Source organism: Streptomyces sp. NPDC002795, assembly GCF_042888725.1.
In the GTDB taxonomy this organism is placed as follows: Bacteria; Actinomycetota; Actinomycetes; order Streptomycetales; family Streptomycetaceae; genus Streptomyces.
Window position 1 is genome coordinate 98,996 of sequence record NZ_JBIAQB010000003.1, and the last position, 14,238, is coordinate 113,233.

The following is a 14,238-nucleotide window of genomic DNA, read 5'->3' on the forward strand; positions in this document are numbered from 1 at the left end:
CAGCGGGGTCCGGGGCGGAGCCCCGAGTCGTGAGAAACGGCTCCCGCAACAGGTCACCCGGGCGTAACCCCCCGCCATGTCAGACCCACCCGTTAGCCTCGTGCACCATGAGGCTCCTGCACACATCCGACTGGCACCTGGGCCGCTCGTTCCACCGCGTGAACATGCTCGACGCCCAGGCCGCGTTCATCGCCCACCTCGTCGACACCGCCCGTGAGCGGAGCGTCGACGCCGTAGTGGTGTCGGGTGACGTGTACGACCGCGCGGTCCCGCCCCTCGCGGCCGTGGAGCTGTACGACGACGCGCTGCACCGCCTCGCCGAGCTCGGCGTGCCCACCGTGATGATCTCCGGGAACCACGACTCGGCGCGCCGCCTCGGCGTCGGCGCGGGCCTCATCGGCCGGGCGGGCATCCACCTGCGCACCCAGCCGTCCCGCTGCGCGGAGCCGATCGTGCTGCCGGACGCGCACGGCGACGTCGCGTTCTACGGACTTCCCTACCTCGAACCGGCTCTGGTGAAGGACGAGTTCGGGGTGGCGAAAGCCGGGCACGAGCAGGTGCTCGCCGCCGCCATGGAGCGGGTTCGGGCCGACCTCGCGGCGCGCCCGGCGGGCACCAGGTCCGTCGTCCTCGCGCACGCCTTCGTGACCGGGGGCGCGCCCAGTGACAGCGAGCGGGACATCACGGTGGGCGGCGTCTCGGCGGTCCCGTCCGGTGTCTTCGACGGGGCGGACTACGTGGCGCTCGGGCACCTGCACGGCAGCCAGGTCATCAGTGACCGGGTCCGCTACTCGGGCTCCCCGCTGCCGTACTCGTTCTCGGAGGCCGACCACCGCAAGAGCATGTGGCTGATCGACCTCGACGCCGGGGGAGCGGTCACCGCCGAGCGCCTCGACTGCCCGGTGCCGCGCCCGCTGGCCCGCCTGCGCGGCGACCTCGAAGACCTCCTCGACGACCCGGACCTCGCCCGCCACGAGGAGTCGTGGGTGGAGGCGACGCTCACGGACGCGATCCGGCCGGACGACCCGATGGCCCGCCTCACCGACCGCTTCCCGCACACCCTCAGCCTGCTCTTCGACCCGCACCGCACGGACGACGAGGAGCCGGACGCCAGCTACGCCGAGCGCCTCAAGGGACGCGACGACCACGAGATCGCGGAGGACTTCGTGACCCACGTCCGGGGTGCGGGGCCCGACGAGAGCGAGCGGCTGGTGCTGCGGGCCGCGTTCGACGCGGTGCGCGCGGACGATGTGGTGCGCGAGGTGGCCAGGTGAGGCTGCACACACTCACGATCACGGCGTTCGGCCCCTTCGGTGCCACGCAGAAGGTCGACTTCGACGACTTGTCGGCGGCGGGGCTCTTCCTCCTCCACGGCCCGACCGGCGCGGGCAAGACCTCCGTCCTCGACGCGGTCTGCTACGCGCTGTACGGGTCCGTGCCCGGCGCCCGGCAGGGCGGCAGCGGCCAGGGGCAGAACCTGCGCAGCGACCACGCGGAGGCGGGCGTGCGCACCGAGGTCACCCTCGACCTGACGGTGGCGGGACGCCGCCTGGAGATCACCCGGCAGCCGCCGTTCGCCCGCCCCAAGAAGCGCGGCACCGGCTTCACGACGGAGAAGGCGCAGAGCTGGCTGCGCGAGTACGACGCCGTGGCGGCGAAGTGGAAGGACCTCAGCCGCTCCCACCAGGAGATCGGCGAGGAGATCACGCAGCTGCTCGGCATGAGCAAGGACCAGTTCTGCCAGGTGGTCCTCCTCCCGCAGGGCGACTTCGCGCGCTTCCTGCGGGCCGACGCCGAGGCCCGCGGCAAGCTGCTCGGCCGCCTCTTCGACACGCACCGGTTCGCCGCCGTGGAGCAGCGGCTCGCCGAGGACCGCAAGGCCGCGCAGAAGCAAGTGGCCGCCGGTGACTCGGAGTTGCTGGCCGACGCCCACCGTATGCAGCAGGCGGCGGGGGACGTCGTGGAGCTGGACCCCGTCGACGCGACGCCGGGCGACCCCGGCATCGCCGACTCCGTGCTGACGTGGGCGGCCACGGCCCGCTCGACCGCGCGCGAACACTTCACACACACCCATCTCGCCCTGGACGCGGCCGAGTCGGCGCGGATCGCGGCGCAGCACGACCTGTCCGACGTGACGGAGACCCACCGCCTGCAACTCCGCTTCGCGCAGGCCCGCGAGCGGGCGGCGTCCCTGGAGGAGCGGGTCGGGGAGTACCGCGCCCTCCAGGACCGGATGGACCGCGCGCGCAAGGCGGCGACGGTGGAGCCTGCGCTGGCCCTCCGGGACGAGTCGGAGGCGGCGCACCGGGAGGCGTTGACGCAGGACCAGCGGGCCCGGCGGGAGCTGCGGGCGGCGTGGCCGGGCGTCGGCGGCGGCTTCGGCTCCGCGCTCGGCGTCGGGGGTGGGCAGCCGTACGCGGCCGATGCCGATGCCGGCACTGGCTCCGATGCCGATGCCGATACCGGCACTGGCTCCGATGCCGATACCGGCACCGACACAGGCACCGACCCCGACCCCGACGCCGACCTCGACATCCCGACCTCCCCCGAGGCCCTCACCGAAGCCGCCCGGCGTGTCGCTCAAGAGCTCGGGGGGCTCGACGCGGCGCGGCGGGCCGAGCGGCGCCTCGCCGAGCTCACGCGAGAGCGCACCGACCTCGACCGTGAGGAGCGCGCCGACACCGACCTGCTCGCCGACACCGAAGGCTGGCTCGACGGCTGGGACGCCCGGCGCGCCGACCTCCAGGCCCGGGTCGACGAGGCCCAAGAGGCTGCGACCCGCGCCGAACACCTCGCGGGACAACTCGAACCGGCCCGCAAGCAGGCCCGCGCCGCCGTCGAGCGCGACCGGCTCGCCGAGCGCGTGGACGGCGCCGGGGCCGACGCGCTGCGCGCCCGCGAGCAGGCGGCGAGCGCGCACGAGCACTGGCTCGGCCTGAAGGAGCAGCGGCTGCGCGACGTCGCCGCCGAACTCGCCGAGGCCCTCGTCGACGGCGAACCCTGCACCGTGTGCGGCGCCGACGAACACCCCGCGCCCATGCGCAAGTCCGAGGGACACGTCGACCGGGCCGCCGAAGAGGCCGCGCTCGCCGCCTACCGCGCCGCCGACGAGCGCCGCACTCGTACCGAGCGTGCCCTCGGCGACGTACGGGAGGAACTGGCGGCGGCGAAGGCCGCGGCAGGGGAGGCCCCCGCCGAGCAACTCGCCGATGCCGCCCGCGAATTGGCGGAGCGACACGCCGAGACGCACGCTCTCGCGTCCACCGCGCACCCCGCCCGCGAGGCCCTCGCCCACGCCGACAGTGAGCGCGACCGCCGCCTCGCCGCCCGCCAGGAGGTCGCGCAGCGGACCGCGGCCCGTACGTCGCTGCGTGACGCGCTGGACCGTGAACAGGCGGGCCTGGAGCGGGAGTTGGCGCAGGCGCGGGGCGTGGCCGAGAGCGTCGAGGCGCGCGCGGCGCAACTGGAGAACCAGGGGACGCTGCTCACCGAGGCGGCCGACGCGGCCCGCGCCGTCGAGGACACGGCGCGCCGCCGCAAGGAAGCCGACGCGCGACTCGCCGACGCGGCGTTCCGGGCCGGGTTCGACACGCCGGAGGCCGCGGCCGCCGCACTGCTCGACGACGCCCAGCACCGCGAGCTCCAACACCGCCTGGACGCCCGGCAGTCGGAGGAAGCGGCCGTACGCGCGATGCTCGCCGAGGAGGACACCGCCGAGGCCGCCCGCGGTCCGGAGGCCGACGTCGCGGCGGCCCGGGCCGCCGCGCAGGCCGCCGACGCGCGCGTACGCACGGCCGGATCCGCGCGCGACGCGGCCCAGCGGCGCTGCGCCGACCTCGACCGGCTCTCCCGCCGCGCCGCCGCCGAGGCCCGCCGCCTCGGCCCGCTGCGCGAGACGTACGACCGGGTGGCCCGCCTCGCCTCCCTCGCGGCCGGCACCGCCGCCGACAACGAGCGCAAGATGCGCCTGGAGTCGTACGTCCTGGCCGCCCGCCTGGAACAAGTGGCGGCGGCGGCGACCGCACGGCTGCGCCGTATGTCCTCGGGCCGCTACACCTTGGTGCACTCCGACTCCCTCGCGGGACGCGGCCGTTCGGGCCTCGGCCTGCACGTCGTGGACGCGTGGACGGGCCGCGAGCGCGACACGGCGACGCTCTCCGGCGGCGAGACCTTCTTCGCCTCGCTCGCTCTGGCGCTCGGCCTCGCGGACGTCGTCACGGACGAGGCGGGCGGCGTCCGCCTCGACACGCTCTTCATCGACGAGGGCTTCGGCAGCCTCGACGACCAGACCCTCGACGAGGTCCTCGACGTCCTCGACTCCCTGCGCGAGCGCGACCGCAGCGTCGGCATCGTGAGCCACGTCGGCGACCTGCGGCGCCGCGTGCACGCGCAGTTGGAGGTCGTGAAGGGGCGGGACGGCTCGGTGGTGCGACAGCGAGGGGTCCAACAGGCCTGACCCACAAGCCTGGCCCACATGCCTGACCCACAAGGGGTTCAGCGGGCCTATTCGGCGCGCTTGCGGACCGCCGCCATCCGCCGGACCATCAGCGCCCGATGCGCCCCCGATTCGATCACCAGGAGCCGGTAGACGCGACCGAGCGGACCGGGGAACGACGCGTACGTACGGGCGCGCACCAGGGTGCCGCCGGGCCGCTCGGTAAGGTCGAAGGTCAGCTCGTAGCGCGAGTACAGATGCCGCCCTACCAGACGGACCGAGCGTCCGGGCACCGCCTCCACCACCGCGAAGCCCGGCAGCGTCGAGCCCTCGGCGAGCGGCTCCCCGCCGGACCGCAGCGGCTTCGCGCCGATGAAGCGTGCGTACACCTCGAAGAGCCGACCGCTGCTCCCGCCGAACTCCGAGGCCAGGACCGGCCACACCCGCTCGGTGGGCGCGTCGACCATGATCCGGTGCTCGTCGACGAACGGCGGGCGGGCTGTCTCCATGAGGCCAGGATAGGCGCGTAATTCACAGGAGGCGGGAGGGCGTTGTCAGGCATGATCCATGGCATGCCGAAACTGCCCCACCCCACCCCCACCGAACTCCGCCGCGACCCCCTCCCGCTGCGCGGCCGCACCGCGCTGGTCACCGGTGCCAGCCGACGCGGCGGCATCGGGTTCGCCGTGGCCCGCCGGCTCGCCGCGTACGGGGCGAGCGTGTATCTGCACCACCACGTGGCGCACGACGAGGCGATGCCGTGGGGAGCCGACCGGCCCGCCGACGTGGCCGACGCCGTGCGGGACGTACGCGGCGAGCCGGATGCCGTCGTGGCGCACGGCCCGGCGGACCTCACCGCACCCGACGCCCCCGCGCGCCTGGTCCGGGACGCCGCCGAAGCGCTCGGCGGACGGCTCGACATCGTCGTCGCCAACCACGCGCTCAGTGGCAGCGACGGCACGCTCGACACCATCGACGCCGCCATGCTGGACGCCCACTGGGCCGTCGACGCCCGCTCCGTGGTGCTGCTCGTCCAGGCCTACGCCCGGCACCGGGCCGCCACGGCCGCGGCGGAGACCGGCGGTCGCGTCGTCATGATGACCTCCGGTCAGGACATCGCCGACGGCATGCCGGAGGAGATCGCGTACGCCCTGCAAAAGGGCGCGCTCGCGTCGATCACGCGCTCGCTCGCCACCACCCTCGCCCCGCAGTTCGTGACCGTGAACACCGTCAACCCTGGCCCCGTGGACACGGATTACCTCGATGGCGAGACGTACGAATCCATCGCCGAACTGTTCCCCGCCAAGCGGTGGGGGATGCCCGACGACCCGGCGCGGCTCATCGCGTGGCTGGCCACGGACGAGGCCGCGTGGATCACCGGCCAGGTCATCGACTCGGAGGGCGGCTTCCGCCGCACCTCCTGAGCGTCACAACTTGGACAGCTCGTCCACCAGGTCGTCGAGCCCCAGCGACCCCTGCGACAGCGCCGCCATGTGCCACGCCTTCGCGTCGAAGGAGTCGCCGTGCGCGGCCCGCGCGCCCGCCCGGCCGAGCAGCCACGCCCGCTCGCCCAGCTTGTAGCCGATCGCCTGGCCCGGGATCGACAGATACCGGGTCAGCTCGCTCTCCACGAAGTCCGCGGGCCGGCTGCTGTGCGCGCCGAAGAACTCCTGCGCGAGCTCGGGCGTCCAGCGCTCGCCGGGGTGGAACGGCGAGTCCGCCGGGATCTCCAGCTCCAGGTGCATGCCGATGTCGACGATGACGCGGCAGGCCCGCATCATCTGCGCGTCCAGATAGCCGATCCGGGTCTCCGCGTCCGTGAGGAAACCCAGCTCGTCCATCAGCCGCTCCGCGTACAGCGCCCAGCCCTCCGCGTTCGCCGAGACGATGCCGAGCGTCGCCTGGTAGCGGGACAGGTCACCGGCTACATGTGCCCACTGCGCGAGTTGCAGATGATGACCGGGAACGCCCTCGTGGTACCACGTCGACACCAAGTCGTAGACAGGGAACCGGGTCTGACCCATCGTCGGCAGCCACGTCCGGCCCGGCCGCGAGAAGTCCTCCGACGGCGGCGTGTAGTAGGGGGCGGCGGCGCTGCCGGCCGGCGCGATGCGGGACTCCACCTGCCGTACCCGGTCGGCGAGTTCGAAGTGCGTGCCGTCGAGCGCGCCGATGGCCTCGTCCATCAGCTTCTGCAGCCACTCCCGCACCTCGTCGACGCCCTCGATGTGCCGTCCGTGCTCGTCGAGGTGTGCGAGCGCCACCCACGGCGTCGCGGCGCCGGGCAGGATCTTCTCGGCCTCCGTACGCATCTCGGCGAGCAGCCGGTGGAACTCGCTCCAGCCGTACGCGTACGCCTCGTCCAGGTCGAGGTCCGTGCCGTTGTAGTAGCGCGACCAACGCGCGTAGCGCTCGCGGCCCACCACGTTCGGCGCGCCCTCGACGGCGGGCGCGTACACGTCCCGCATCCAGTCGCGCAGTTCGACGGTCGCGGCGTCCGCGGTGCGTGCCGCCTCCGTCAGCTCGGCGCGCAGTGCGTCCGGCCCGGCGGCCGCGAACTCCTCGAACCAGCCCTGCCACTCGCCGAGTTGGCCGATGAACGTCTCCGTCGGCCGCGGCGCCGCGTGCAGCTTCCGGTCCAGGCCGAGCGCGAGCGTCTCCCGGTATCCGGCGAACGCCGCGGGCACCGCGCGCAGCCGCTCGGCGATCGCCGCCCAGTCCTCGTCCGTGTCGGTCGGGGTGACCGTGAACACCTCGCGCGCGTTGTGGATCGGCGAGCCCAGGTTGGAGACCTCGCGCAGGTGCTCGTCCGCCTCGTGCACCGCGAGCGCGGCGGTCAGGCGCTCGCGCAGCAGCCGGGCGCAGCGCCGCTCGACGTCACTGTCGGCGCCGGGCGCGCGCTCCGCCTCGTCGAGGCTCGCGAGGGTCTCCCGCGCGAGGTCCGCGACGGCGGCGAGACCGGCGGGGGTCAGGTCGGGCAGCCTGCTGTGGGCCTCCCGGACCCCGAGGAAGGTGCCCTCCACGGGGTCGAGGGCGACCATCGCGTCGACATAGGCGTCGGCGACCTGCCGGGGCAGTCGGGCAGTAGGGGGCTGAGAGCTCGCGGTGTGTGGCATGCGACACATCCTCGTACGAGTCAGGGGGCCACGTCACCATGATTCGCCGCGGGCGGAAGCAGCGGCCCGCACTCCCACTGCTGGAAGATCAACCGGGTCTCGACGCGCGCCACCTCCGGGCGGGACGTGAACGAGTCGAGCACGAGCCGCTGCAGGTCCGCCATGTCGTGGACGGCGACGTGCACCAAGTAGTCGTCGGGGCCGGTCAGATGGAACACGGTGCGCGCCTCGGGCAGCGCGCGGACGCGCTCCACGAAAGGGCCGACGAGCTCCCTGCGATGCGGGCGCACCTGCACCGAAAGCAGCGCCTCCAGGCCGCGGCCCAGCTTGGCCGGGTCCAGCCGCAGCACATGCCCGAGGATCACGCCGGAGCGCCGCAGCCTGTTCACCCGGTCCAGACACGTGGAGGGCGCGACGCCGACCTGCGCCGCCAGATCCCGGTACGTGGTGCGGGCGTCGTTCTGCAGCAGCCGCAGTATGTCCAGGTCGACCGGATCGAGTACGACGGAGGCGGCCATCCGCCGAACGTAGCACGGGAGTTGAACCACGGCGCCCGCCCGTTGTTCAGGATGCCGACCATGGATACGCACTGGGACATGAGCGGTGCCCGCACCCGGGCCTTCGCCACCGAAGCCGTGCACGCGGGCCGCGACGACCTCGCCGCTCTCGGCCTGCACGCCGCGCCCCTCGACCTGTCCACCACCTACCCGTCCGCCGACACCCGCGCCGAGGCCGCCCGCATCGACGCGTTCGCCGCCGACGGCGCCCTCGACGACGGGCCGCCCGTCTACGGCCGCCTCGGCAACCCGACCGTCGCCCGCTTCGAGACCGCCCTCGCCCGCCTCGAAGGCACGGACAGCGCGGTCGCGTTCGCGAGCGGCATGGCGGCGCTGACGGCCGTGCTCCTCGTACGTCTCGCGGCGGGCCCGCGCCATGTCGTCGCGGTCCGCCCGCTGTACGGGTGCAGCGACCACCTGCTGACGGCGGGCACGCTCGGATCGGAAGTGACGTGGGTCGACCCCGCGGGGATCGCCGACGCGATACGGCCCGACACCGGCCTCGTCCTGGTGGAGTCGCCCGCCAACCCGACGCTCGCGGAGGTCGATCTCGCGGCCGTCGCGCACGCCTGCGGCTCGGTGCCGCTGCTCGTCGACAACACGTTCGCGACGCCCGTGCTGCAACGGCCCGCGGAGCGCGGAGCGCGGCTCGTCCTGCACAGCGCCACGAAGTACATCGGCGGACACGGGGACGTCCTCGGTGGCGTCGTGGCCTGCGACGAGGCCTTCGCGCGTGAGCTGCGCAAAGTGCGGTTCGCGACCGGAGGGGTGCTGCATCCGCTCGCCGGATATCTGCTGCTGCGCGGGCTGTCGACCCTGCCGGTACGCGTGCGTGCCGCCTCGGCGACGGCCGCGGAGCTCGTCCGGCGGCTCGCCGGGGACCCGCGCGTCACCCGCGTCCACTACCCGCGGATCGGCGGCGCCATGGTCGCCTTCGAGGTGGCGGGCGACCCGCACGCGGTGACCGCCGGGGTCGAACTGATCACCCCGGCGGTCAGCCTCGGCAGCGTCGACTCGCTGATCCAGCACCCCGCCTCGATCAGCCACCGCGTGGTCGCCGCCGACGACCGCAGGGCGGCGGGCGTCGGCGACCGGCTGCTGCGGCTCTCGGTCGGCCTGGAGGACGTCGAGGACCTGTGGGCGGATCTGGACGGGGCGCTGGGTGCCGGTGCCGGGGCCGCCCACCCGGTCAGCCGGGCTGCTCGGCCCGCTCGTACTCCTGCTCCTGCTCGTGCGCGTACGGAAGCAGGGACGCCACCGGTGCCGCATCGAGCCGGGCGGTGATCACCAGCGTGCCCTCCTCGATCTGGTAGTCGAGGGGCAGGCCGAGGCCGCGCATCACCGCGACCATGCCCGTGTTGGCCGACTGCGTCACCGCGTACACGCTGGCGCAGCCCGCCTCGACCGCCATCGAGACCAGCCGGCCGAGGAGTTCGGCGCCGATGCCGCGACGCTGCCAGTCGTCCTCCACGAGCAGCGCGACCTCGGTCTCGTCGCCGTCCCACAGCAGGTGCCCGAGGGCGACGATCCGGCCCGAAGCGGTCTGCGCGGCGAGAGTGCGGCCGTAGCGCGGGCTGAGCAGGTGGCTCAGATAGCGGTCCGCGTCGGCGACGGGCCCGTGGTAGCGGCGGCCCAGCGTGGCCTGCGAGCAGCGCTCGTGCATCGCCTTCGACAGGGCCAGGTCGCCGCTGTCGGCGCGCCGCACGGTGATGTCGTTGCCTTCGGGGAGCGTCAGGACGTCCTCGGCGCCCGGCACCCGCGGACCGAGCCGGGTGTCCAGCTCCACGAGGGCGCGGGCGCGCGCGAACTCGGTGGGCGTGAACGGCAGATACGGCCGCTCGACCGCGATGACCCCGCCCTCCGGGGTGCGAAGGCGCAGCACGGTGTCGTCGAGGACGCCCTCGACGGGCGCGCCGCCGGCCGCGGCTGCCGCCTTCGCGGGCAGCGACCTGATCGTGCAGCGGCCCAGCAACTGACGCAGGGCGAGCGGGAGTTCGGCGGCGTCGAGCGCCGTGCGGGTGGCGAGGCCGAGGATGCGGGTGGGGGCGTCCACCAGGTCGTGGGCGTCCGCCCGCTCGGCCCAGGTGTCGGCGCCGCCCGCGCCCTCGACGAGCCCGGCCAGCTCGCCCGAGGTCAACTCCTCGGGCACGCGCAGCAGGAACTCGTCCACGGTGCCCGCGGCCAGCGGATGCGTCTGCAGGCTCAGGATGTCGACCCGCCGGTGGGCGAGCACCGTGCACAGCGCGGCGAGCGACCCCGGCTCGTCCCGCACGGTCGTGCGCATCCGCCACAGCGTGCTGTTCGCCGGGTCGAGCGGCCCGGCCGCGGCCTCCGGGGAGGAGGGCGGCCGGGCGCCGGTATCCGCGGTGGGTGGCGCGTGCTCCTTGCGTTCTGACCGGAGCATGCGGAACCCGGCGGCGGCGATGGCGAGCAGCGTCGCGGCGCAGCAGAGGACAACAGTGACAACTTGCGTCTCGTTACTCATGCGTCCACTGTGCAGGACCGGTGTTGCGTGATCACAAACGCTTTGTGACCGATGGGTTAAGCGTGCTTATGTCGGTTTTTGGCCACAGGGTCGCGGCGGGATCACTGCCCGGGATCACTGCCCCACCCGTCCCGGCTGCAACGTCTGCGAGAACAGCACGTCGCCGCCCTCCTGCCGCAGCCGTACGGTGAGTTCCCCGCTGCCGCCGTCGATCTCGACCTCCCCGAAGTACGGCGGGGTCTCGGCCGGGGAGGTGTTGTTCCGGTCCGGCGCCTTGATGAAGACCTGCCGCGGGCCGAACGTCCCGTCCAGCTTCAGCGCCTTGAACCCGCCCGCGGCGAGCGGCCCCGACACGAACTCCCAGAACGGCTCGAAGTCCTTGTACGCGGCGTTCGACGGCTCGTAGTGCTGCGCGGACGTGTAGTGCACGTCGGTCGTCAGCCACAGGGTGCCCGTGATCCGCTCGTGCTTGATGTGCCGCAGCAGCTCGGCGACCTGGAGCTCACGCCCGAGCGGCGCGCCGGGGTCGCCCTGCGCCACGGCCTCGAAGTTCGTGCTGCCGTCCGGGACGACGAGACCCAACGGCATGTCGGAGGCGATGACCTTCCACACGGCCCGCGAGCGCGACAACTCCCGCTTCAGCCACGCGAGCTGCTCGGCGCCGAGAATCCCGGTCGTGTCGTCGGCCTGCCGCCCCGGCGAGTTCGCGTTGCGATACGTACGCATGTCGAGCACGAACACGTCGAGCAGCGGCCCCTGCCTCAGCACCCGGTACACGCGACCGTCGGCGTCGCCCGGCGGAAGCGTGGAGATCGGGAAGTACTCGCTGAACGCGCGCAGCGAGCGGGCCGCCAGCACGTCGACGTTCTTCTCCGTGTAGCGCTCGTCGCTGAGGATCTGGCCGGGGTACCAGTTGTTGCGCACCTCGTGGTCGTCCCACTGCGTGATCGTGGGGATCTGGGAGTTGAAGCGGCGCAGGTTCTCGTCGAGCAGGTTGTACCGGAACGCGCCACGGAACTCGTTCAGCGTCTCCGCGACCTTGGACTTCTCCTCGGTGGTCACATTGCGCCATACCCGCCCGTCCGGCAGTGTCACGCTCGGCAGGATCGGGCCGTCGGCGTAGATGTTGTCGCCGCTGCACAGGAAGAAGTCCGGGTCGAGGGCGCGCATGTCCTCGTACACGCGGTAGCCGCCACGGTCCGGGTTGATGCCCCAGCCCTGCCCGGCGATGTCCCCGGACCACAGGAACCGCACCCCGTCCCGGCGCGACACGGACGCGGTGCGGAAGGTGCCCTCGACCGGTTCGCCGGTGCGCCGCGGGTCGTCCGGGTCGGCGAGCCGCACGCGGTAGTGGATCCGCTCGCCGGGCGGAAGGCCGCGCAGCCGGGTCGTCCCGGTGAAGTCGGTGCCGGGTCCGATCAGCGGCCCCCGCCATCTGGTGACGTTCTTGAACGTGTCGGTGGCCGAGGTCTCCACGACCATCCGCGCGGGCCGGTCGGAGCGCACCCACACGAGTCCCGAGTGCGCGCCCACGTCCCCCGCCTGGACGCCCCAGCCGGCTTTCGGGCGTCCGGAGAGCGCGAACGCGGGTGCGGCGGCCCCGCCGACCGCCGGAAGGGCCAGCGCGGCGGATGTGGCGAGCGCGCCGCGCAGCACTCCGCGTCGGCCGGGCTGGGGAGTTTGCGGACGGTCTGACATGGACGCCTCCAGTGACGGTCTCGACGACAGCACGGTGCCATGGCCTGCGCGCGGCGCCGTGCTGCCACTCCTACTGGCGTGCCACGGCGCACACGCGAACCCCAAGTCATCTTCTCGGCCGTGAACGGCCGAGCTCGAGTGCTCAGCGGTTCGCGCCTCGTCGCGCTCCTTGGCTACCGCTGGCGGCGGCATCGAGGTCGCATCCGCCCTTTCGGGCGCGGGACCGATGACAGGGCCCCACACCGGGACGGCCCCGGTGACACCCGCCTGTTCGACGCCCGCACAACAACCGTGTCCCCGGACAAGCCGGTTCGTGCCTTACGGAGCTCGCAGACTGGCTTCGCCAGCCTAGCGATCGCTTCCACACCCCGCGCCACTTTCCTCTGGATGCGATCTTTCCCGGGCGTGAACAACTGCCCCCACCATCAAGGGAACCTGGCGCGCGGAGCGGCCTGTGCCAGAAGGCGTACCCCTTCGGTGATCCGGGCCGGGGGCAGGTGCGCGTAGCCGATCACCAGGGACACGCCGACGCCCGCGTCCCCTCCGTAGTGGTCCAGGGCGCGGACGGACACCCCGGCGGACGCGCAGCGGTCCAGGAGCTCCTGGTGCGGTCCGTAGCGCTCGGGGAGCGTGGCGATGGCGTGGAGCCCCGCCGCGATGCCGGAGACCTCGGTGCCGGGCAGGTGTGCGTGCAGCGCCGTCACCAGGGCGTCGCGGCGCTCCTTGTAGGCGCGTTGGCAGCGGCGCAGGTGGCGGTCGTAATCGCCGCGCTCGACGAAACGGGCGAGCACCGCCTGGTCGAGGGCCGGGTTGCCGAGGTCCATGTAGCGCTTGCGCGCGACGACGTCGTCGGTCAGCGCGTCCGGCACGATCAGCCAGCCGAGCCGCAGCCCCGGCGCCAGCGACTTGCTCACCGATCCGGTGTACGCGACGTGCTCCGGGTCGAGCCCTTGCAGCGCGCCCACGGGGGCCCGGTCGTAGCGGAAGTCCCCGTCGTAGTCGTCCTCCACGACCAGGCCGCCCAACCGCCGCGCCCAGAAGAGGAGTTGTGCCCTGCGGCGCGGTGAGTACGCGATGCCCGACGGGAAGTGGTGCGACGGGGTGGTGATCGCCGTGCGGACCCCGGACTCCCGCAGCGGCCCCATGGCGAGCCCCTCGTCGTCCATCGGGAGGCGCACCGCCCGCGACCCCACGGTCGCGAACAGGTCCTCGTACTGCGGGCTGCCGGGGTTCTCCACGCCGATGTGGTGCTGCCCGCGCGCGCGGAGCACGATGCCGAGCAGCGTCACCGCCTGCGTCACCCCGGAACACACGGTGATCCGCTCCGGGTCCGCCACCACGCCGCGCCGCCGGGTGAGCAGCTCGGCGAGGGCCGTGCGCAGGCGGGGCAGGCCGCGCGGGTCCGGGTAGCCGAGGGTGTGGTGCGGCAGGTCGGCGAGGACCGCGCGCTGTGCCGCCGACCACGCCGCACGCGGGAACAGCGACAGGTCGGGGGTGCCCGCCACGAAGTCGGCCCGCACACCGGTCGGCCGGCGTGGCGCCAGATCGCTCGCGCCCGGCGCGGCCGCCCGCGCCGCCTCACCCACCCACGTCCCGGCGCCCCGCCCTGCGCGCAGGTACCCCTCGGCCGTCAACTGCTCGTACGCCTCCGTGACCAGGCCCCGCGACACCCCGAGGTCCCGGGCCAGATCCCGGCTCGACGGCAGCCGGGTGCCGGGAGCGAGTCGCCCCGAACGCACCGCGTCCCGCAGCGCGGACTGGAGGGCACGGCCACGCGCGCGTGCCGGGGCGGACGAGGCGGGCAGTAGCAACTCCCAGGCGGGCGAGGGGGATTCACGCCCCTCGGGGATGGCCGGCTGTGTCATACCGGGAGCCTACGGTGGCCTCCCGGTGTCCGTGATTGGTCCCCGATACAGCTGCGCGAATGGACCTCGTGGCGGACCACCC

At 73.6% G+C, this 14,238-nt stretch carries 10 protein-coding genes; 4 read left to right on the top strand and 6 right to left on the bottom strand.

Annotation, left to right across the window (positions count from 1 at the left end; translation table 11 throughout):
• Nucleotides 1-107: 107 nt before the first annotated feature.
• Complete coding sequence (locus ACFYWS_RS09770) at nt 108-1,274, top strand: exonuclease SbcCD subunit D (protein WP_389272119.1); 1,167 nt, start codon at nt 108-110, stop codon at nt 1,272-1,274.
• Nucleotides 1,271-4,456 (top strand): AAA family ATPase, encoded by a 3,186-nt coding sequence (locus ACFYWS_RS09775; protein ID WP_389272122.1) that lies wholly within the window; start codon nt 1,271-1,273, stop codon nt 4,454-4,456. The genes ACFYWS_RS09770 and ACFYWS_RS09775 overlap by 4 nt, the downstream gene beginning before the upstream one ends.
• A 47-nt stretch (nt 4,457-4,503) precedes the next feature.
• Here ACFYWS_RS09775 and ACFYWS_RS09780 read toward each other — a convergent pair whose 3' ends face one another.
• Nucleotides 4,504-4,944, bottom strand: coding sequence for a hypothetical protein (locus tag ACFYWS_RS09780; protein ID WP_389272125.1), 441 nt, complete (start codon nt 4,942-4,944; stop codon nt 4,504-4,506).
• Between the two features lie 63 nt (nt 4,945-5,007).
• Between ACFYWS_RS09780 and ACFYWS_RS09785 the strand changes: the two genes are divergently transcribed.
• Complete coding sequence (locus tag ACFYWS_RS09785; RefSeq protein WP_389272128.1) at nt 5,008-5,859, top strand: SDR family oxidoreductase; 852 nt, start codon at nt 5,008-5,010, stop codon at nt 5,857-5,859.
• A 3-nt stretch (nt 5,860-5,862) separates the two neighbouring features.
• Here ACFYWS_RS09785 and ACFYWS_RS09790 read toward each other — a convergent pair whose 3' ends face one another.
• Together ACFYWS_RS09790 and ACFYWS_RS09795 are read right to left on the bottom strand one after the other, a co-directional pair.
• Entirely contained in the window at nt 5,863-7,560 is a 1,698-nt protein-coding gene (locus tag ACFYWS_RS09790) for a DUF885 domain-containing protein (protein ID WP_389272131.1), read from the bottom strand.
• Between the two features lie 11 nt (nt 7,561-7,571).
• The gene (locus ACFYWS_RS09795) at nt 7,572-8,069 is read right to left on the bottom strand and encodes an Lrp/AsnC family transcriptional regulator (RefSeq protein ID WP_389272134.1); all 498 of its coding nucleotides are present in this window, start codon (nt 8,067-8,069) and stop codon (nt 7,572-7,574) included.
• Nucleotides 8,070-8,120: 51 nt separating this feature from the next.
• Here ACFYWS_RS09795 and ACFYWS_RS09800 point away from each other — a divergent pair, with 51 nt between their 5' ends.
• A complete protein-coding gene (locus ACFYWS_RS09800; protein ID WP_389272137.1) occupies nt 8,121-9,392 on the top strand; it encodes a trans-sulfuration enzyme family protein in 1,272 nt (423 codons plus the stop codon).
• Here the strand turns inward: ACFYWS_RS09800 and ACFYWS_RS09805 are convergent.
• From ACFYWS_RS09805 to ACFYWS_RS09815, 3 genes are all read right to left on the bottom strand, one after another.
• A complete protein-coding gene (locus ACFYWS_RS09805) occupies nt 9,298-10,593 on the bottom strand; it encodes a GNAT family N-acetyltransferase (protein ID WP_389272140.1) in 1,296 nt (431 codons plus the stop codon). The genes ACFYWS_RS09800 and ACFYWS_RS09805 overlap by 95 nt on opposite strands.
• Nucleotides 10,594-10,707: 114 nt before the next feature.
• Nucleotides 10,708-12,291 (bottom strand): alkaline phosphatase D family protein, encoded by a 1,584-nt coding sequence (locus ACFYWS_RS09810; protein ID WP_389272143.1) that lies wholly within the window; start codon nt 12,289-12,291, stop codon nt 10,708-10,710.
• Nucleotides 12,292-12,716: 425 nt separating this feature from the next.
• Complete coding sequence (locus ACFYWS_RS09815) at nt 12,717-14,156, bottom strand: PLP-dependent aminotransferase family protein (protein WP_389272146.1); 1,440 nt, start codon at nt 14,154-14,156, stop codon at nt 12,717-12,719.
• Nucleotides 14,157-14,238 lie beyond the last annotated feature (82 nt).